Source organism: Muricauda sp. SCSIO 64092, assembly GCF_023016285.1.
Classification (GTDB): Bacteria; Bacteroidota; Bacteroidia; order Flavobacteriales; family Flavobacteriaceae; genus Croceivirga.
This window is the reverse complement of sequence record NZ_CP095413.1, coordinates 5,139,154-5,159,062: the sequence shown is the minus strand read 5'-3', so window position 1 is coordinate 5,159,062 and position 19,909 is coordinate 5,139,154. Positions and strand designations below refer to the sequence as shown.

General features: G+C 43.6%; 25 protein-coding genes. 4 read left to right on the top strand and 21 right to left on the bottom strand.

The annotated features are described in order from the left end of the window. Positions 1–64 precede the first annotated feature (64 nt). Positions 65–847 (bottom strand): GNAT family N-acetyltransferase, encoded by a 783-nt coding sequence (locus tag L0P88_RS21505; protein WP_247131933.1) that lies wholly within the window; start codon positions 845–847, stop codon positions 65–67. Between the two features lie 156 nt (positions 848–1,003). Between L0P88_RS21505 and L0P88_RS21500 the strand changes: the two genes are divergently transcribed. After that, on the top strand, positions 1,004–3,196 hold the full coding sequence (locus L0P88_RS21500) for an amino acid permease (protein WP_247131932.1): 2,193 nt from the start codon (positions 1,004–1,006) through the stop codon (positions 3,194–3,196). 196 nt (positions 3,197–3,392) lie between these two features. On the opposite strand, the gene L0P88_RS21495 is transcribed toward L0P88_RS21500, so the two are convergent. Further along, positions 3,393–3,851 (bottom strand): cold-shock protein, encoded by a 459-nt coding sequence (locus L0P88_RS21495; RefSeq protein ID WP_247131931.1) that lies wholly within the window; start codon positions 3,849–3,851, stop codon positions 3,393–3,395. Between the two features lie 113 nt (positions 3,852–3,964). Beyond that, positions 3,965–4,156 (bottom strand): cold-shock protein, encoded by a 192-nt coding sequence (locus L0P88_RS21490; RefSeq protein WP_136465223.1) that lies wholly within the window; start codon positions 4,154–4,156, stop codon positions 3,965–3,967. A 171-nt stretch (positions 4,157–4,327) separates the two neighbouring features. Between L0P88_RS21490 and L0P88_RS21485 the strand changes: the two genes are divergently transcribed. Next, positions 4,328–5,152 carry a hypothetical protein gene (locus L0P88_RS21485; RefSeq protein WP_247131930.1) on the top strand — a complete coding sequence of 275 codons (825 nt, stop codon included), beginning with the start codon at positions 4,328–4,330 and terminating at the stop codon, positions 5,150–5,152. An 8-nt stretch (positions 5,153–5,160) separates the two neighbouring features. Here the strand turns inward: L0P88_RS21485 and L0P88_RS21480 are convergent, their stop codons facing one another. From L0P88_RS21480 to L0P88_RS21450, 7 genes are all read right to left on the bottom strand, one after another. Then, entirely contained in the window at positions 5,161–6,030 is an 870-nt protein-coding gene (locus L0P88_RS21480; RefSeq protein ID WP_247131929.1) for an MORN repeat-containing protein, read from the bottom strand. A 34-nt stretch (positions 6,031–6,064) separates the two neighbouring features. Beyond that, positions 6,065–6,892: a DUF2490 domain-containing protein gene (locus L0P88_RS21475; RefSeq protein ID WP_247131928.1), complete on the bottom strand. Its 828-nt coding sequence runs from the start codon at positions 6,890–6,892 to the stop codon at positions 6,065–6,067. A gap of 9 nt (positions 6,893–6,901) precedes the next feature. After that, complete coding sequence (locus L0P88_RS21470) at positions 6,902–8,791, bottom strand: hypothetical protein (protein WP_247131927.1); 1,890 nt, start codon at positions 8,789–8,791, stop codon at positions 6,902–6,904. Between the two features lie 319 nt (positions 8,792–9,110). Next, entirely contained in the window at positions 9,111–9,560 is a 450-nt protein-coding gene (locus tag L0P88_RS21465) for a PQQ-dependent sugar dehydrogenase (protein WP_247131926.1), read from the bottom strand. Between the two features lie 5 nt (positions 9,561–9,565). Continuing rightward, positions 9,566–10,312 (bottom strand): PQQ-dependent sugar dehydrogenase, encoded by a 747-nt coding sequence (locus L0P88_RS21460; RefSeq protein ID WP_247131925.1) that lies wholly within the window; start codon positions 10,310–10,312, stop codon positions 9,566–9,568. A gap of 57 nt (positions 10,313–10,369) precedes the next feature. Then, complete coding sequence (locus L0P88_RS21455) at positions 10,370–10,834, bottom strand: universal stress protein (RefSeq protein ID WP_247131924.1); 465 nt, start codon at positions 10,832–10,834, stop codon at positions 10,370–10,372. A 90-nt stretch (positions 10,835–10,924) separates the two neighbouring features. Beyond that, complete coding sequence (locus L0P88_RS21450; RefSeq protein ID WP_247131923.1) at positions 10,925–11,245, bottom strand: hypothetical protein; 321 nt, start codon at positions 11,243–11,245, stop codon at positions 10,925–10,927. Positions 11,246–11,439: 194 nt separating this feature from the next. On the opposite strand from L0P88_RS21450, the gene hpf reads away from it, so the two are divergent. Beyond that, a complete protein-coding gene (hpf, locus tag L0P88_RS21445) occupies positions 11,440–11,742 on the top strand; it encodes a ribosome hibernation-promoting factor, HPF/YfiA family (protein ID WP_247131922.1) in 303 nt (100 codons plus the stop codon). Positions 11,743–11,791: 49 nt separating this feature from the next. Then, positions 11,792–12,310, top strand: coding sequence for a YceI family protein (locus L0P88_RS21440; protein WP_247131921.1), 519 nt, complete (start codon positions 11,792–11,794; stop codon positions 12,308–12,310). Here the strand turns inward: L0P88_RS21440 and L0P88_RS21435 are convergent. From L0P88_RS21435 to L0P88_RS21385, 11 genes are all read right to left on the bottom strand, one after another. Then, complete coding sequence (locus L0P88_RS21435) at positions 12,299–12,646, bottom strand: hypothetical protein (RefSeq protein ID WP_247131920.1); 348 nt, start codon at positions 12,644–12,646, stop codon at positions 12,299–12,301. The two genes, L0P88_RS21440 and L0P88_RS21435, sit on opposite strands and share 12 nt — an antisense overlap. Positions 12,647–12,817: 171 nt before the next feature. Then, positions 12,818–13,240 (bottom strand): hypothetical protein, encoded by a 423-nt coding sequence (locus L0P88_RS21430; RefSeq protein ID WP_247131919.1) that lies wholly within the window; start codon positions 13,238–13,240, stop codon positions 12,818–12,820. Then, a complete protein-coding gene (locus L0P88_RS21425; protein WP_247131918.1) occupies positions 13,237–13,461 on the bottom strand; it encodes a hypothetical protein in 225 nt (74 codons plus the stop codon). The genes L0P88_RS21430 and L0P88_RS21425 overlap by 4 nt, the downstream gene beginning before the upstream one ends. A 6-nt stretch (positions 13,462–13,467) precedes the next feature. Further along, positions 13,468–13,728, bottom strand: coding sequence for an acyl carrier protein (locus L0P88_RS21420; protein WP_247131917.1), 261 nt, complete (start codon positions 13,726–13,728; stop codon positions 13,468–13,470). A gap of 5 nt (positions 13,729–13,733) precedes the next feature. Then, positions 13,734–15,002 (bottom strand): beta-ketoacyl-[acyl-carrier-protein] synthase family protein, encoded by a 1,269-nt coding sequence (locus tag L0P88_RS21415; RefSeq protein WP_247131916.1) that lies wholly within the window; start codon positions 15,000–15,002, stop codon positions 13,734–13,736. Continuing rightward, positions 14,999–15,439: a 3-hydroxyacyl-ACP dehydratase FabZ family protein gene (locus tag L0P88_RS21410; protein WP_247131915.1), complete on the bottom strand. Its 441-nt coding sequence runs from the start codon at positions 15,437–15,439 to the stop codon at positions 14,999–15,001. Before L0P88_RS21410 ends, L0P88_RS21415 begins: the two co-directional genes overlap by 4 nt. Then, positions 15,439–16,230 (bottom strand): SDR family oxidoreductase, encoded by a 792-nt coding sequence (locus L0P88_RS21405; protein ID WP_247131914.1) that lies wholly within the window; start codon positions 16,228–16,230, stop codon positions 15,439–15,441. Before L0P88_RS21405 ends, L0P88_RS21410 begins: the two co-directional genes overlap by 1 nt. After that, positions 16,230–17,285, bottom strand: a complete 1,056-nt coding sequence (locus tag L0P88_RS21400) for a type III polyketide synthase (protein ID WP_247131913.1) — start codon at positions 17,283–17,285, stop codon at positions 16,230–16,232. The genes L0P88_RS21405 and L0P88_RS21400 overlap by 1 nt, the downstream gene beginning before the upstream one ends. Before the next feature lie 6 nt (positions 17,286–17,291). Then, complete coding sequence (locus tag L0P88_RS21395; protein ID WP_247131912.1) at positions 17,292–17,999, bottom strand: methyltransferase domain-containing protein; 708 nt, start codon at positions 17,997–17,999, stop codon at positions 17,292–17,294. Continuing rightward, on the bottom strand, positions 17,999–19,120 hold the full coding sequence (locus L0P88_RS21390; protein ID WP_247131911.1) for an NAD(P)/FAD-dependent oxidoreductase: 1,122 nt from the start codon (positions 19,118–19,120) through the stop codon (positions 17,999–18,001). The genes L0P88_RS21395 and L0P88_RS21390 overlap by 1 nt, the downstream gene beginning before the upstream one ends. A 94-nt stretch (positions 19,121–19,214) precedes the next feature. Then, a complete protein-coding gene (locus L0P88_RS21385; protein ID WP_247131910.1) occupies positions 19,215–19,907 on the bottom strand; it encodes an OmpA family protein in 693 nt (230 codons plus the stop codon). Positions 19,908–19,909 lie beyond the last annotated feature (2 nt).

The window sequence follows — 19,909 nt, the reverse complement described above, 5'->3', positions numbered from 1 at the left end:
TACTCTATCTGAATCGATTATCCCAGAACATCCGGGATGGAAAAGAAAGTGATCCAAAGGGTTTTCACACCCTGCTGGAATTGCTAAGCTCCTTTTTTAAGATCTTTTTGAATCGCGTGGCACTCAAATAATGGTCTTCCAATAATTTGCCATTGTGCAAAAGGCTAAATACCCCATAACCGGAAGGTGCCTGTTTGGCCTCTTCGGCGGTTTCCAACTTTGTAACACAGAGATCTATGGCATGCTCTTCCGCTATGGCTTTAATGGCCGAAACCGACTTAGTATGCCAAGGGCATTGTTCGGCATACAATAGATGCCAACCCATATATTTTTTCTGGTTTCGTTCCCAATCAAGAAGTTTTGGATCCGGTGCTTTTTTATTCCATTTTTTGGACAACAACTCAAATCGGCCTTTTTGATCTACCTGAATGAAACCATTTCTCAAAAAAATGCTTTTGTTGGCTATCCAGGTTCCCTTGCTGGCCATAACGCACAAGCCCGCCATACGTTCTGTCCTAGCCGCTGCTTCGGCATGGGCAATAAGCATTGAACCCAAACCTTGATTTCGGTCTTTTTTGGATTGGACATACATGCAATGGATGAACATAAAATTATAGGCACCTACAGGTCTCCATGCAAAATCTGCAGGTACAAATTCTATAAAACCAAGCATTCGGCCCTCGCTATCTTTCAAGATATGCAAACGAAGTCCTTCCGCATACCTTCTTTCATACCACTTCCTTTTACTCTCAAAATCTGGATTTTTGACGGTCCTAATACAAAAAAGCGTTTCCGTTTGCACATTTTCCGGCGTAACTGCCACTATTTTCAATGGGGCTTCTTCCATAACAGGCTAAAACTTAAAAGTACAATGGCTAAACCTAGTCAAGTTTGGGCTGTGAATAAATGATTCAAATCATGAACATAATGGATTGGCACTTTAAATACCATTTAAAATCAATTAATCACTATTTTAATACCGAAAATTGACGCATGCCCATCTATGGAAGAACCACCCAAAAGCCTTAAAAAGTTCGGAACTTTTGGTGGGGTATTCACCCCTACCCTGTTGACCATCCTGGGGGTCATCATGTATTTGCGATTGGGTTGGGTCGTGGGCAATGCCGGGCTGTTGGGCACGTGGTTGATCATTGGCATTTCCTTTTTAATTACCCTATGTACGGCCCTTTCCATGTCTGCCATTACCACAAACATCCGCATTGGTGCCGGTGGGGCTTATGCCATTGTTTCCCAAGCTTTGGGCCTGGAAGTTGGTGGTAGTTTGGGAATTCCCCGATACATTTCACAGGGATTGGCGGTTACCATGTATATTTTTGGTTTCCGTGAAGGTTGGCTGGGTATTTTTCCAGGTCATAATGCCTTCCTGGTGGACATCATTGTTTTTGCCTTGCTCATTACCATTGCCTATATAAGCGCGAATCTCGCCATTAAAACACAGTTCATCATCATGGGAATTATTGCGCTGTCCTTCATTTCAATCATCATTGCCGCCTACGAAGGTTCCATGACCATACCCACTAGTGACGCCCTGCGCTGGGGTACTTTTAAAGGTTCCATTGAAAACAATTTTAGTGGGAGCAATTTCTGGCTTGTTTTTGCGGTGTTTTTTCCTGCGGCAACTGGAATCATGGCGGGCGCAAATATGTCGGGGGAATTGAAGGACCCTAAACGCAGTATCCCAACAGGGACACTTTGGGCCATTGGGGTGAGCTTTATAATCTATATGCTAATGGCCTTCTGGATTTCAAGGAGTGCCTCGGAAGCCGAATTACTGAACAACTATTATATCATGGTGGAAAAGGCCTATATAGGTCCCTTGATCCTTGCCGGGATATTGGGGGCAACGTTTTCATCGGCTTTGGCTTCCATAGTAGGTTCTTCGCGAATCTTATTTGCCATGGGGGAACATAAGGTACTCCCCTTTTCCGATTTTTTGGCCGGGCAAAGTGCCAATGGCCAACCGAGAAATGCCATGCTGGTCACGGGAATACTTATTTTCACCACACTCCTGCTACGAAACATCAATGCCGTTGCCCCCTTGGTGACCTTGTTCTTCTTGATTACCTACGCCATGATCAACATTGTGGTCATTATTGAGCAAAACCTTGGTCTCATAAGCTATCGGCCCATCTTTAAAATTCATAGGTGGGTTCCCTGGTTTGGACTGGTATCATCAGTCTTTGCCATGTTCATCATTAACCCGATCGTTAGTTTGTTTTCCATTTTGATTGTTTTGATGGTCTACTGGTACTTATCAAGACAGAATTTGGAGACCCCTTTTGAAGATGTACGCTCCGGCCTATTCTTTTCTTTTGCAGAATGGGCGGCGAAACATACCTGGGGTATGAAAAAAATGCAACAACGTGCGTGGAAAGCCAATTTAATGGTTCCTGTACGGGATATCAATGGTTTAAAGGGAACTTTTGAATTTCTAAGAAATATAGCCAAACCCAAAGGCTCCATAAAACTCCTGGGCATCGAGTCCTATTCGGAATCCAGTACCCTGGCGGGAGAGTTGGAGGCGATTTCCACCTCATTTCGGCAGAAAGATGTTTTTTCGTCCTCATCGGTAATCCATACCGAGGAATTTGCCAAGGGCATCAATTATGGAAACCAAGCTTTGCAAGGCGCCTTTTTCAGGCCCAATATTGTCTTTTTGAATCTGCAGAACCATGACGATTACGAAACCGAATTGCGGCCGGTAATGAAGGAATCCATACGATTGGAGATCGGTGTACTGCTGTATTTATCGCACCCCACTGCGCTACTGGGGCAGCGCAACACCATTAACGTTTGGGTAAGCGATCGAAGAACCAATTGGGATTTGGGCTGGGACATTGGCAATTTGGATCTTTCCATTCTTGTGGCCTACAAGCTTAAGATGAACTGGGGTGCGCGTATTCGCATAATCACTGTCATCAGTGACCCGAAAGAAGAAGAGAATGCCAAAAAGTTTTTGAATTTATTGATCAATCTGGCACGGCTGCCCGAAACACTTACGGAAGTCCATATTGGTGATTTTAATTCGGTGGTCCGCAATGCTCCTTCTGCCGACCTGAATATTTTTGGGATGGACGAAGACCTTAGATTTGGATTTGTGGAAGATATGTCCGCAAAAACACAAAGCTCTTGTTTGTTCGTCAAGGATTCCGGACATGAAAGCATCTTGGCATAGCAGAAATTTAAAAGGTTTGTGACATGCTGTTGCCCTTCCGCTCGCGTTAGAATAAGCTACGCTTTTCGGCGATTTATAAGTGTAGTCGAAATGCTGAAGTCAACTATTTTTTAACATGGGGATTGTTATAGCGGCATACAATGCAGGTAGTACGGTTGGTTTTCGTCCTACCAAGGTGAAGAACGCTAATCCGCGTCTATTTTTCCTGTAAACTTACCCGAACGGCATTCATTCCACGCTGTCCCTTTTCCAGTTCAAAAGTGACGTTGTCGTTCTCGTTGATTTCATCATTCAGACCGCTCACGTGGCAGAAGTATTTTTCCTGGGTTTCCGAATCCACGATGAAACCAAATCCTTTGGAATGGTCAAAGAAAGCCACCTTTCCTTTTCTGATGGGATCAAATTCCTCTTCGGTATCCTCCTTTTGCGGAATGCCCAAAACAATGTCCTCAGCTTCCACTTTGATTTTTTCCGATGGATCTGGAGGCGTGTCCGTTAAATTGCCATATTGGTCAACATAAGCAAAGGGGATACCTCCCCCACTCTCTTTGGCCTCGGCTTTGCGGGCTTCTTTTTTCTTTTGTTTTTCTTCCCTTTTCTTTAAGCGTTTTTTTTCTTTTTCGCGTTTACCAAAAGTTTGTTGTGATTTTGCCATAAAATGTGTTCTTCCTACAAGTTAGGACTTTTATATTGCATGACGGACAATTCCAACAAATAAAAAAGGCCCACCACAGATTGATGGACCTTTTCATTCACTGGTACAATGTCTTATATAACCCTTACATTAACTGCATTTAAGCCTTTCTTTCCTTGTTCCAAATCAAATTCAACTTGGTCGCCTTCGCGAATTTCGTCAATCAATCCAGAAACATGTACAAAGTGTTCTTTATCGGCACCCTCTTCATTAATAAATCCAAATCCTTTGGTGTCGTTGAAGAATTTTACTGTTCCTTTACTCATTTTACTGTTATTAGTTACTAAAATTGATTGCAAAGGTGGGGCTAATATTTGTATACCACACCATTTATTTCATTTCTTTTAAGCGCCATGGGTTTTCCCCTTGACCATTGTACGCAATCTCCTTGGTGCTATCGACAACCCCTATTACCAATAATTAACTACCTTTTGGCCATGAAATATAGGATTGGATTTATACTGTTGTGTTTGTTGATCATTGCACCTTCCCGTGCCCAAAGTCCAAGGTTTCATCCCGACAAAGATCTTTTGCTGGCCCAATTTGATTGTAAGACGGATGTGGATGATCTCCATACGGTAGCGGCCTTGTCCACATTATTGTGGCATCCGGATTTTGGGAATATCAAATACCATGCGGTGGCCGGTACCTATGGGATACAAGAAGGACTGTATGTACCCGCAGAGGAACTTTTTGAGCTTGCTTTTGGTGCCAACTGGTCCGATGCCCATGGAAATCATGAAAAAGCATTGAAAGAAGTACTGGAAAAAGTGGAGCGATCCCTAAATCAAGGTGGGGATATCTGGGTGGCCGATGCCGGACAGTCCGACTTCTCCGCAAAATGGATAAAACTTCTCCTAAAAGGGCAACCCAAAGTAAAGGTCAGGGAACGGATTCACATTGTGCAACATAGCGATTGGAACGAAGAGGTTACGGACCCCGAATTACTCAAATACGTTAAGGAAACGATCGACTACCATAAGATTCCGGATGGCAATGCCATGGGAAATGGAACTCCGGGATTTCGTTCCGATCAACATATTGACTGGAAGCCCTTTCTAAGGGATACCCCTAATCTTGTCAAAGTTTGGGAAATGGCCATTTCCATTGGCAATTCGTACAACGGAAAGGAAGGAAGGTATGTAAACACCTCCATTGCATCAGGCGGGCTGGATTTTTCCGATCTTTCTGAAATATGCTATATCCTGGGATTGGAGGATATTAAGGATGCCAATGAATTTTTTCAGCTTTTGGGGGAATAAGCTACAGTTTAGCGCCCAGAGTTCTTGTCCGCTTTGACCAGTTCATCGTCCTCCCAAAGGCCACTGGCAACAACATCACTGTTTTTTCCATAAAAAATGCCTTCTCCTGTCCGCTCATCATCTTCCCAAAGTCCTACAAATTTTTCACCATTGGGCCAGTAATAGGTCCCCTGACCGTTCCTTTTGTCATTTTTGTACTCCCCTTCATAATAGGCCCCATCTTTCCAATGGTACGTGCCCACGCCATGACGATGGTTATCCTTCCATTCCCCAATGTAGCGGCTGCCCGTGCTTAGGATGGCCACACCGTACCCATGGGCCTTTCCCTTTCGTACTTGGCCAACATAATGTACCAGACTTCCTTTACTATTGGTAAAAGTGATATACTCCCCAAAGGACTTCTGTTGGAGTTGTTTTTTTAATCGTGTCAACTGCACTTTGGTTTTTTCCAGCACAAAGGACAGGGAATCCATTTGGTTGACCTCAGCTGCGAGGATATCATTTTCAATTTCATCGGATTCCAATCCAACCGAATCCACAGGTTCCTCATAACGTTCCACCGTATTCTCCTGAAGTTCCAAAAAACGTTCTGCGATGGCCACGCGCAAACCTATTCCATGCGCACCATCGGCAACGATACGGAGTTCCTCATTCCCATACTGTTCCAGGGCATCTTCATACTTCCCCTCCACCAATAAGGTATCCACCCGTAATAACTCATGCTGGACTTTTAGCTGACCTTGCAATTCAACCAAATGCTCACCTTGTAGGCGCAATTGGCGTTGTTGCTGTATGTTGGTGTTCAAAACATAGAGCAGTGCAGTAATTGCAATGATTAAGGAAAGGAATAAAATGAATTGGGGTTTACGGTTTTTCATCTTAAAAAAGCATTGTACAATTCCATATACGTACCTAATCCGTAAAATGGATGGCGGGTAGCTTATTTTTTATTTTTCTAATGTCCGGGGAAAAGTAGACATGGAACCGCATGGTCCAATTTTGTCTAAAAATTCCAGGGTTTTCCAAGGTTTGTCCATGGGAATACATAAGACCTGCCGCTACTTTCAATCGTGGATTTATGATATAGCCCAACGTTGTGGTCAACCTTAGATCTTCCATGACACTGCCCACTACCTCCTTACCACTTTGCATGATCACCTCTGCCTCTGGGGAGACATAAATGGTCCTTGGTTCCAGTTTATTGCTGTTCAATGGTACTTTGGCCCGAAACATATACCGCCATCGATTTCTGAAAATATAATCACTATTCTCCGCAAAGCCTTGTGTCCAACGGTGTTCTATACGAATTCTGTGGTAAATCATTGCGCTATATACGGGTTGTGCAAACTGATATTGGTGCCAAATACGCCATTCAGGAACCACATTACGGTCATCCGAAGATTCGTCGGTATTGAAATTGACCCGCAAGACCCCTCCAAGACTGAAGTTGATGTATTTGGAATAAATATATCCGATGGCATGGCGATTGTAAATTTGCCCGATCTGCCCCATAAAAGGCGTACTTTCCGTTTCCACAAAGCGGAAATGGGTTTGGGCATCCCAGTACAATCGATTACTGATTCGGATAATTCCATAGGTATTGTACCACACCCGGGTAACGGGCTCTTTAAAATCCGATTCTTCGGGAAGTACCTCCCCGTTTTGGGCCTTTATTTGTATTGCCGCCAGGAAAAGGAACAGGGGCAGGATCTTAAAGCGATGTGTATTGGTATTCTGCATAAGACGATCCTACTTTTCCAATGGTTTCAAATCAAAAAGTGCCAATACCGCTATGGGGTCCTGAACCTTTCTTAGTTTTCGTTCCAGTTTTTTGGTGTCCTCCTCCCGAAGCGCAAGCATCCGAAGGTGCAAATCCCTGAAAAGCGAGGTCATTTCCTTGGCATTGTCACAATTCACTTGGGCTTCAACGGCATCGAGCAAATAAGGAAGGAGTACGGTTTTGTAGGTCGATGTAATTCTTCTTTTCACGGCCTCCTCCATAATGGTGGCCGTGAAGGGATTGAAAACCGCATCTTTGTACTTCTCTTCAATTTCAACGGCATTCCTGGGAAGCAGCAGGATCTGCCCCGAAAGGCTATCCAAGTCCTCCAAACATGAAATTAAAATATGGGCGCGCCGCAACTTTTCCTGATTTACTTCCATTTTGGAATAGGAAGCGAGCAACTGTTCCGAAGTATGGCGTAGATGCTTCAATGCCCTTGACTGTGCCCTGGTTAACTTACCCAACACGGAATCGGGATATTGGTTCAAACGATTTGCTTTGGCAATAAGGGTTTCTTCCAAATCCACAAATTCCTGTTGTTTTTTGTCAAAGGCCAATTTTCCATTCAGTTGATTGGCAACCTGTTCTACGCTCTTGTGCATATAAGAAGCTATTTGATGGATGGATTCCAAATCCTGGCCCGAAAAATTGAATTGCCCATGATCGGGACCTAAAAAAACCGGTGCTTCCCCATCGTCTGGAGTAACTTTTATTGAAATGGAAGGTGTTCCTGCAGGGAAAAGTGTTTCAACCAATTTTTTACGGTTTAAACAGTCAACAATGTCCAGTTCGTTGAAACGGACCAATTGCAACAAAGGCATTTCATATTCCTGCTGTATGCGTGCAAGAACTCTATGAAGGTAATTGGCTTCGTCGTCCGAACGCTTCAACAAATTGAGTTGGGTACTTGCCAAAAGTGAAGTCGTGATTTGTTTGGATTCCTTTGTCAGCATCAAAATGCTATCCAACTGCTGTTTCTCCGTCTCATTTAAAGGATAAAAAGGCACTACAACGTTAAATTCCGGACGAAAACCGGTATTTCCGAACATGCCCAATAGGGTATCTATTTTTGCGTAATAACGTCCATTTTCCAATAGAAGTCCACTGATTCCTTTTGATGTATCCCAGGTACCCGACACTTTGGATTGGTACAACGACACCAAGGTGGAAAACCCAGCATCCACATGGATGGTTTTGGATGCCGAAAAGGAGTTGGGAAATATTTCGGAGCTGATCACTTCCCCGTCATCCTCCCGTTCAATTCTTGTCAATCGGCCTTCATTAAAAATCCAATTCTCCGTAGCGTCCTCATCATTGGAGAAAAGGGACCAACTGTCATGGGCCAATCCATTGCGGAGAAACCGGCCCACCAGCGTACTTTCACTGGTTGCTATACGGAAGCTTTGCTGTGGCACGCCTCCCTCAAAAAGGATTTCGCTATGGAAAAGGGTATCGGCGATTTGGGAGTCCTCAATTCTTTTGGAGTTTATTTTCCAGATGCCCTGGGGCCTACCATTCTCAAGGGAACCTTCGATTTCCTCCTGGTTTCCATTGACATTGACACGGTATTGGTAGCCCACCACCTGGCTGGTACTATCTGTTTGGAACTCGCCAAATTGAAATAGCCACTTTCCCTGCGGAACTCCATAGGCAAAGTTTCCCAGAATGGAAAATGAGCTGTCGTTCTCTTTCAGCAAGGCTTCCAAACTGGAACTTTTCAGACTAAAACCACCATCTAAAATAGTGTCCGTACCGGACAAGAGGTATCCAAAGTTCGCATCGCCACTAAGATTGCCAACACGATAAGTTCCCTGATAAATCTCTTTGTCCTGCCCAAGGGAAATCCCTGTACTCAAAATGCTAAAAACAATACCCCAAAAAATAGGCTTCCTTATCCAACTTGATACCATTTCGCAAAAAAACTAAAATTCTGGTCGATGATTGTTGGATGTACGAAAAAATACCACCTACGGATTACCGCTGTAAGAGGAAAATAATCCCCTTCCCATATATTGTACTATTTCAAAAAAGTAAGCCCCTAACTATGAAGCTATTAATTGGGCAAGAGGGCATCTTATTTTTTAAAAGAACAAGGCCATCGATACTACTTCATATTGAAGCGTCATGCCATGACCATAGGTTGGCATGGATAACGCTTCCGAAATGGAGTGTGGGCTATTCCACCATAGCTATGGAATTGTCCTTGTAGGTTACCCTATAAATGGCATCACCAAAATCGTCGGAAATCAGCATTGATCCATCTTCCAGAAATAGGATATCCACGGGCCTGCCCCATCGTTCTTGACTTTCTTCATCCAACCAGCCATCGATAAAAGTGGTATATCCAACAGCCGTATTTCCATCCAATTCTACCAATGAAATGCGATATCCCACCTTTTTGGACCGGTTCCAGGAACCATGTTCCGCAATAAAGGCATATTTTTTATACGACTCCGGAAACATGGTACCCTCATAGAACTTCACGGACAATGGGGCCACGTGCGCCCCAAGGTCCTGGATCGGAGGCACATAGTCTTCACAACTTTTATCATTTCCAAATTCCGGATCCACTACGGAGCTTCCATGGCAAAAGGGATATCCAAAATGTTGCCCTGTTTCCCCCAACCGGTTCAACTCACAGGGCGGAACGTCATCCCCATCATGTCCCGACCATTATCCGTAAACCATAATTCCTTGGTTTGGGGGTGCCAGGTAAATCCTACCGTATTTCGAACCCCGTGGGCAACAATCTCCCGATTACCGCCATCGGGGTCCATGCGGGTTATGGAGGCAAAACGCTTGTCCACAACAGCGCTATCACAAATATTGCAGGGAGCGCCAACAGGAACATAGAGCTTTTCATCAGGTCCAAAAGCAATATATTTCCAACCGTGATGAAATTCATCCGGATAGTCATCATAAATCACCACGGGTTCGGGAAGCTGGTCCAAATTTTCTTCAATGGCATCATAGCGCAATAGCCTATTGACCTCGGCAACATATAGGGATCCATCCTTAAAAGCAACTCCATTGGGGGTGTTAAGGGTAGTATCCAATACCATAATTTGGTCCGCCTTATGATCCGAATCACCATCAATAACGGCATAGAGGGTATTTTCCGTTCTGGAACCGACAAAAAGGGTGCCCTTGTCTCCCAGTGCCATAGAACGTGCGCCATCTATGCGCTCGGCAAAAGTGGTTATTTGAAAACCTTCCGGTAATCTAAGGGTATTCAGTTTTAGGCTGGTATCGCCTACTGCCCCGCTTTGGAATACTTCCTCGGCCGTTGAATTTTTATTCGGATGCTTACAAGAGCCCGTAAACAAAAGCAAAAAGGCAGAAAAACAGAACAGAAAACAGGAACACTTTGCAGTCATAGCATTTATTTAAAAATGCTAAAAATACAATAATTCCAACACGGAAAGTTTTGAAAATTATTGGATGACCAACTGTTTGATCTGCAGGCGCAAAGATTCGTCCGGGTTGGCCACAATGATGTTTTTGAATTTTTTGGTCAACCAGTTGACCAGTCCGTCACCCATAAAGGCCAATCTTTTGGGTTTTTTTGACCCTACAATAATAATATCTGGACCATATTCCTTGGCATACTCTTTAACGGTACTCTTTAAATGTCCATACCTAACCTCCAAAGTTACATTCCGATGCAGTGGGATCGGTGATAATAACTCCTCCAATTTCTTCAGTGTAGTGCGATGATCATCATAGATGGCCCGCTTTGCCGTTAATTGGTTTTCCATATTCACTACGGACAAAGGCGTCTTTACGTGCAGGATGGATAGTTTTGAGCCCTTTTCATTGGACATCCCAATGGCCATCTTCATTAGTGAGGCCGATTCGGGCTCAAGATTGGTGAGTAAAAGAATTTTAGAGTGTACCATCTCAATTTTTTTCAAATATAGGTAATTACCGCATTAATGAATATAAAACTTTCTTTATCAATAGCATTACTTTTATTTATAGTAAAAAAATTAGTACCCGTTGATGTCCAATATGTACTGTGCCATTAACTTTTCCAAAACAATGAACCTGGTCGCGGCCTCATCCATAAGCTGTTTTGCTTCGGTTGCATTTACACCGTGTTGCTGAATTTTATCAAAAAGTTGCATTTGGTCACTTGCCAAATCCTTGAATCCCTTTTGTAAATCCCGTAGCTTTATATAGCAATCGTAGTTTTTCGGTTCGTAGCGATAGGAACACAACTTTTTGATCAGGTGCAATACCTGTCTATGGTTTCGCTCCAACTTCATAGTGAGTTCGTCCAGGTTAGTGGCTATGTTGTCTGTTGTCATTTACTAAAATTAGGTTTGATCACATTTTCCCTATCTAATTTACGAATTATCCTATAGCGAATGAACATGACCAATGTCATCTTTTTAAACTTTAACATCCCCTAGTTTTGACTTAATGGAAACTTAACCATAGGGTAATTCAGCCTTTATAGTGTTTTCCTGATTTTGAATTAACCTTTTAAATTTTTAGGTATATGAACATCACTTTTGAATATGATGGAGTAAAAGCGAGCGAACGATTGGAAGCCTTAATTGTGAAAAAGTTAAACAAAATGGAGTCTAAATATGATTTTATCGTTCAGGCCCATGTTTTTTTGAGAATTCAGAATACCAGTTCGCCAATGAGTGGTAAAATTTGTAAAATTCAACTAAGTGTTCCAGGGCCTCTACTTTTTGCAGAAGCCAACACCAAAAGTTTTGAAGCATCCATCCAGGAATCCATTAACGATTTGGAAAGGCAACTCTCCAAAAAAAAGGAAAAAATGAAGTCACATTAGCCTGTAAGTTTTAAATTGCCTTTTGGGACTAAGTACCAAAAATCCATTCATGAAGCGTTTATCGGTTCTGTTTTATCTCATAGCAATTGGTTTTCCAATACTTGGGCCTCAGGCCCAAGAGGCAAAAATTGAAACGGCCAGCATTACATTTGAATTTCCTGCAAAAAAGGTAAAGGGAAGTATTGCCGGTTTTACATCCTCCTCCAAAATTGACTGGGGCGACCTGGAGAATTCATTCTTTGAAGGTTCGGTAGCCGTTTCCACGCTGGATACCAATAACGGCTTGAGAAATTGGTCCTTAAGAAGCTCCCGCTATTTCAACGCCAAGGACCATCCAAGAATCCGTTTTAAAAGTTCCAGTATCCAAAAACAGGGAGACCAATATCTGGTAAGTGGCAATCTTACGATAAAGGGCATTACAAAACCTTTTGTAATTACCATGAAAAAGTCTTCCAAGGGTTTAACGGGAAAAGCAAGTCTTTATAGTTCCGAGTTTGACATCAACATCAAGAAAAAACAGAAAGATAACTTGGTCTTGGTCTATTTTAAGTTCGATTTAGTGCGCTAAAACAATCTCTTTAAGCTTGTGTTTCTCCATAAACTTGCGCAGCCTATTGGAAAACGGGTCGTCCAACACGTCGTTTTTCAGTCTCAATTTCAATTCAGGCCGTATTTGGGAAGTATCTATGATTGTAAGTAGTACATCCCGCCTTGCCTTGATTTTTTCCCTTTTTCTTGTACGCTCCGCTGCGGTGGGCACCATTTCACGTTCAAAACGTTGGAACATGGTTCGATCACTGAACGCTTTTCGCTGTTCTAACATTTCCGCCTTTTTGGTATGCTGTGCATAGCCCAAATGCATACCCAATACCATCATGGCACAGGTAAAAAAGTATTTTCCCATTTAAATATAGTGTTCTCAACCCAAAAGTAAGGTGACCTTAGTTAAAAACCAGAAAACCATGGTTTTGCGGTTTCTCATCTATAATAAGGTACATTTGGTCGATACCTGAACTGGCCCAAGCCTATGGATGTTTCGATGAGCTTTCGATTTTCCCGATGAATACGAAGTCGTTTATCCAAAGAGCACGTTATACATTTTGGAAACGAGCTTATTTCCCAGGGGAAAATAAAGGGCAAAAAACAGGGCCATTCCCAAACTAAAGTTTCGCTCGTTAAAAACTTGGTCAAGAAGATTGTTGGGATACGCATAGGAAGTTTCCAATGCGTACCCCCCGAACTCCAATAATCCCATAGCAATCAGGCCGTAAGCATACTGCATATGAAATGGCAACCCCCGGAGCAATAGCGATATGGGCACCATGTAAAGGATGTAGCACGTAATTACCTGCCACCAATACGTAAAACGTGCAATTTCCAATTGTTGCCCGACCCAGTTCATGGCCATGCCCCAAATGAAGTATACTACGCAGTAGGTGAATAGCAATCTTTTATCCACGGTCAATTTGGGCCTTGCCCATGTCCAGAACTGATTCATTGACTGCCCTTTTTAATATCCTTCTCCATAAAACCTGCCTTAATGAGCAGCACAATGCCCAGGACCATGGAAGCAAGGGAAAGTGTCCCCAATACCGTCCAAACATACCACAGGGCCCCTGAGTGCTTTAAAAAGGCACTTTCCAACACAGCGCAAACCCCAAATCCAAAAAGTGAGGCGCCCAAACCTCCAGTGAATAACCATTTTCTTTTGTTGCTCATGGAATACTATTTTTCCGAAATCTTCCGATCAATGATTCCCAATGCATCCGAAACGGTCTGCATTCCATCCATATCATCATTTTCGAGCATGATATCAAAAGCGTCCTCCACATCCAGTACAATATCCACCAGATTGGCAGAATTGATGTTCAACTCTTGGATGAAGTGGCTTTCCATAGTAATGGTTGAGGCCTCAACATCATCGGGCAAATACTGCTCCACAATACCTTTGAGCAGGTCATAGCGTTCCTTTATTTCCTTTTTCATAACATTTATTGCAAATAGGCCTTAAAAATAACACAGGCATTAACGTCCCCAAAACCAAAACTTGCTTTGGCAATAATTTTTGGTTGATACGCTAGGGTTTGTGCCACTATTTTGGATTGGTCCGCGACCTCCAATATTTTAGGATGAACATCTTCACAATTCAAGGTCCCAAACAATTGCTTGGCCTTAAATTGCAGTACCGTACCCACGCACTCAATACTCCCCGAAGCCGCCAAACAGTGTCCAAAATGCCCTTTAAAACTATTGATGTAAGGAAAATCGAGCCCCGATCTTCCCAAGGCCATGCTCCAATTACCAATTTCATCCGGATCTTTCGTTGTAGCCGTTAAATGGCCATTAATGGCATCCACATCTTTTCCATTGATCCCAGAATTTTCAATGGCCATTGAAATACATTTTTGTACCCCAACGGGATTGGCTGCCGTAATACTTCCCCCATTACGATGACCACCACTGTTTACGGCACCCCCCATAATTTCTGCATAAATTTTGGCCTTGCGCTGCAATGCACTGTCAAGGGACTCCAAAACCAAGGCTCCGGCACCACTTCCGGGCACAAATCCCGAAGCTGTGGCACTCATTGGCCTACTGGCCTTGGTAGGGGTATCATTGAATTTTGTGGGCAAAATACGCATCGCATCAAAACCACCCCAAACATAAGGTCCACTATCACTACAACTCCCTACCAGCATCCGTTTTGCCTTTCCGTTTGCAATGGTATCATAACCCATCAATACGGCTTCCGTACCTGTGGTACATGCCGACGAATTGGTCGTAACTTGATTCCCCAATCCCAATTTTCCTCCCAAAAAGGCGCTAATGCCACTGGCCATGGTCTGTACAACGGTAGTGCTTCCCAAGCGCCTTACCTCACCGGCATCGACCTTATAAATGGCTTCCCTAAATTTATCCACTCCCAGGATACCCGTTCCAAAAACGGTTCCACTGTCCCAGTCCGGAGCATCAGCAATTCGTAAACCGGCATCTTGCCAGGCATCCATTCCGGCAATAACCCCATAGACAAGTCCATTGGAGTTTAACCCTTTTAATTGAACACTGGTGAAGTAATCATTCAAATTTATCACACCAATATTAGGCAAGCCAGCTATTTGGCATGAGAATTTTAGTCTTTTTAGTTCGTCAATCCATGCAATTCCGGACTTCCCTGTGGAGAGCGATTCCCCAAAGGCAGGCAATCCTATTCCATTGGGGGCACATACCCCCATCCCAGTCACTACCACCCTATTCCTCATGTTGCCTTGATTTTGAACATTCCGGAAAGAACGCCTCTGCAGACCATCTTTCCAGCACTGTTTCGCATGGACACCTTACACTTTAGTTTATGGAATCGAAAATAGATTTTTTCGGAGAAAACCGTTACGGTTTCGTCGGGGAACACCGGTAGCAGAAAATCCATCTGAGTACTTGAAAGCGCTATTTGAACGGAAGTATCCAGTTCTTTTCCCATGAGATGGATTCCCAAACACACCAAACCGATCTGTGCACAGCATTCCGTTAAAATAACCCCGGGAGTTACGGGAAGGGTCTTGAAGTGCCCTTGGTAAAAGGGCAGATCCGACCGGAAGGTATATTGCCCCTCACAACCTGCCCCATCAACCTTGTTCAAGACATCCACAAAAAGAAAAGGATAGTCGTACGGCAAATGGCCAATGATTTCCTCTGCTGTCATTATTGAAGGCTTTCCCCGCCGTCCACCTTAATTACGGTACCCGTAATCCAGGAAGCTTCGGGAGTGCTTAATAAATATACCACATTGGCCACATCTTCCGGAGTGGTCAACCTTTTATTTGGATTTCGACGAAGGGTTTCCCGAATCAATTGATCACTGCCAGGAATCAATCGTAAGGATTTGGTATCGGTAACACCTGCCTGTATACAATTGGCCTTTAGCCCCAAAGGCGCAAATTCCAATGCAATACTCCGAACTATTGCTTCAATAGCGGCCTTTGCCGCGGAGACGGCTGCGTAGTTGGGCCAAGCCTTTGTACTTCCCTCGCTGGTAAAGGCAATGATCCTTGCATCTCTGGAAAAGACTTGATTCTTCACCAGCAGTTTGGTCCAATCGTACAAACTTGTGGCCATGGCTTGAATGGTCAATTGAAAATCCTGACCTTCCAATTCACCCGTTCCAGCGGCATACATCGGCTTTACATTTCCCTTCGCAATACTATGGACCAAAACCTTTACTTTATCGTCTTTTAAAACAGCCGTAATCTCTTGTACCAGGCTCTTTTGTCTCTCTGGGTTGGTGGCATCCATATTAAAGCTTACACATTGCACCTTATTTAAAGTAATCTCTTGAAAAGAGGAGTTAATTTTCTCTAAATCAGACTTTCTGTCCCTGTGTATAATTATAATATTAAAGCCCTTGGAGCCCAACTTTTTGGCAGTGGCCAGTCCCAGTCCGGTACTGCCCCCCAAAATCAATGCCCATGGATGCCCCTTGGTGATTGTTGCCATTACCATTCAATTAAAACACGCTGGGCGGAAAAACCGGGCCCAAAACTTAAAATCAACCCCTGTTCCCCTTTTGGTACATCCTTTTTCATAAATTCCTCCAGTACATAGAGTACGGTTGCACTGCTCATGTTCCCGTACTCCCTGAGGACCTTCCGTGTCAAATCTATATTCTTGCCCAATTTTCCAAACAGTTCTTCAACGGTTTGCACAATCTTTCTTCCTCCGGGATGAAAAATAAGATGGTTTACCCTTTCAATTGTTGAGCCCAGTCCTTCCAAAAACGGATTGGTCAAAAGTGGAAAATGTTCTTCAATAGTCTCGGGAACCTTTGGATCCAGAATCATTTTAAGACCGGTATTGGTCAAATCAAAACCCATCATCCCAATGGCATCATAAAAATGGTACATGCCTTCACCCACTATTTTTGGCCCCTTATCCGACACTCTGGATGATAACAGAACACAGGCCGCTCCATCACCAAAAATTGCGGCACTGACCATATTGGCCATGGAATAATCATTGAGTTGAAAGGTCGCTGTTGGGCTTTCCAGCGCGATTATTGCTGCGCGTTTACCAGGATTGGACCGTAAAAAATTTGCGGCATAGATCATTCCGGAGACTCCGGCCGCACAACCCATTTCAGTAACCGGAAGCCTTACGATATCCTGGCGCAATTGTAGCGCATTCACCAGGTAGGCATCCAATGAAGGGATCATAATGCCCGTGCAGCTTACCGTAATGATGTAATCCAGGGAGTCCGGCTCCCAATTGGAATCCTCTAGGGCGGATTGCAGGGCCTTTGTTCCCAATTCCTTTGCTGCTTGGGCATAAACATTGTTTTTATCCTCAAAAGATGTGGCAGTAAAAACCTTTTCTATGGACATGATACCATATCGTTTGCCCACACCGGCCCCTTCAAAAATTTTGACCACCTTTCTCCGAAAACGCTCTTCTTGGTCGCCAAGCCATAGATTGACAAAAGGGATGATCTCCTTGGTAGTCCTCGAATATTTGGGAAGTGCTTTGGACACTCCAATAATTTTTGCTTCACCCATACGTCGTTATCCCTGCAATTGTGGTTTAAGTATCCAAACATAGCGAAAGGCCCATTTCCACGAAATCCGATGTGAGGCCCCAGTTATCCGTTTTGACATTCTTAAGAGTTCTTCCTTTTTAAAAGCTCGCCTAATGGATACCAAACCATCATTCTTGGCAATTTTGGATTTTAAAAAGACGGCTCGGAAGATTTTGAACAAAAAATGGGCGACCCTACTCCGTTGCAAATCGTTGATGACCACTCCAACACGGGCAATGGCAACAAATCGATTTAAAAAAAGGGGAATCTCCTTCTGCTTAAGATGGTGCAGGGTCAACGTGCACAATAAAATGTCACAGTCCAGGGAATCATCGGTCAAAATATCGCTATATCGGTATCCAATATCCAAAAAATCCTGGGATTTCTCTTCTGCAATCCCTAAAATGGTCTTATTGATATCGATCCCCACAAGGCGGTGGGAAATTCCTTTGTCATGGAGTGTTTTTGATAGTTTTCGCAGCATTTCCCCGTCCCCGCAGCCTACATCCAAAATCGTATACGATTTTCCCCTATCCGATTTGATCAAATCCAGGACGGCATTTATGGTCAAACGGTAACCACCAAGCCAAGTGTTGCAAAAATTGATGTCTTTTAGCGCGTTGGTAAGGGACTTTTTATCCAGTCCTGGCCGATCCATGAGCTCTACCTCCGAACTTCTAATGGAAATATCCATTACACTAAGATAGGCTTTCCATGGGTTCGTTGGATAATCGGATTGATAATTCTTTGGGATTTTGGGATAATTGAAAAAATCACATCCGCTAGTTTAGGATTTAATAAAAGCTTTTGAATATACCGGCCATACCGTAAACGTTTCGCAAAGGTCGCTTTCCATAAATTGATATAATCATGCTCCATATCCACTCTCCCATACCCCTTCTCGGCAAAGAACCGAATGGCATAGGACGACGCAATTTGTCCGGCATGAATGGCCATCGCCATCCCATTGCCGCACAGCGGATGTATTAAGCCTGCACTATCCCCACAGTACAAAACATGGTTTTCCACAATGGTTTTTGAGGCAAATGATATTTGGGCAATGCTCAAAGGCTTTTCAAAAACAGGTTCCGCGTTTTCCAAAAACTGTTTTAGATAACGGTTTTGTGAAACAATGTTTCGGTTGAACTCCGCTATGTTTCGGTATTTTTTAAAGCTTGCGTAATTGGCCAAATAACAAAAGTTCACCAGACCTTGTTCCGTTTTGGACAGTCCTCCATAACCCCCATAAAAGCTGTGCAGTTCTACCTTATCCGAAGGAAAGTCAGCCAAACGATAATGGCATTTGACACCAAGCCAGGGCGATTGCTGTTTTAAAAAACCCCGATTTAGTTTTTTGTCCAAATTTGAACGTTTTCCGTAACAACCGAGGACCACGGATGCCTGATAGTGACCGTTATCCGATGTTATGTTAAAAAGATCATCTTCAAAAACAATGTCGGTTACCGTTTCAAAGGCAAACTCCACCCCATTTTCGAGTGCCAAATGGTACAAGGCATTGTCCAATGCATAACGGCTTACCCCAAAACCGCCCAAGGGCAATTTAACATCAATGCATTTGCCCGTAAGTGTACTCAAGGAAAATAACTTGATATCCAAAGCCCCCAACGCCTTTACATCAAGGCCCAAACCCTCCAATAAGGGCCGGACCTCATTGGAGACATATTCCCCACAGACTTTATGGTTGGGGTACGGATTTTTCTCAATGACCAATACCCCAATACCGGCCTTGGAGAGCAAAATGGATGCGGTAAGCCCCGCTAGACCACCGCCCACAATAATTACGTTTTGCTGCATGTAGCCAAAAGATACTTTAAAAAAGAAAAATCCCGGAAAAAATCCGGGATTTCTTTTATCAATACAAACTCAAGACGAGTTCTATAATATGATCTTATCCTTTGGTATTCTCGTAGGCTTCCTCTTTTAATGAGTCACTGGCTACAATGGCCAGTTCCACCCTACGGTTTTTGGCCTTGCCCGCTGCCGTTTCATTGCTTTCCCTGGGTTGCGTTTCGCCATACCATTTGGTGGTAAGTCGGGATGAACTGATGCCTTGTGCTATCAAATACTGGGTAACGGACTCTGCCCTTTTTTGTGACAGTCCAAGATTGTATTCTTCGGAACCGGCACTGTCCGTGTGCCCTTCGACCAAAATATTGGACTTTGGGTATTCCCTAAAAATGTCAGCCAACTTATTGAGTGTTTCCGCGGAGCTTCCTTTGACATCGGATTTGTTGGTGTCAAAGAAAACACCGGCATCCTGGGTAAAGGTTACGTTGATCCCTTCACCAACACGCTGTACTTCCGCACCCGGTATTTCTTCCTCGATCCGCTCTGCCTGGCGATCCATCCTACTTCCAATATAGCCACCTGCGGCACCGCCTACGGCGGCACCAATAATCGCGCCAAGGACCGTATTTCCCTTTCCGACATTGTTCCCAATGATTCCTCCAATTACCGCACCACCTGCTGCACCAATGGCACCACCTTTCTGTGCTTTATTGGCATTTTTTACGGCACTACAACTAACCAATAGTAGCACGATCATTCCGTATGAGATTCCTTTTTTAAGCTTGATGTTCATTT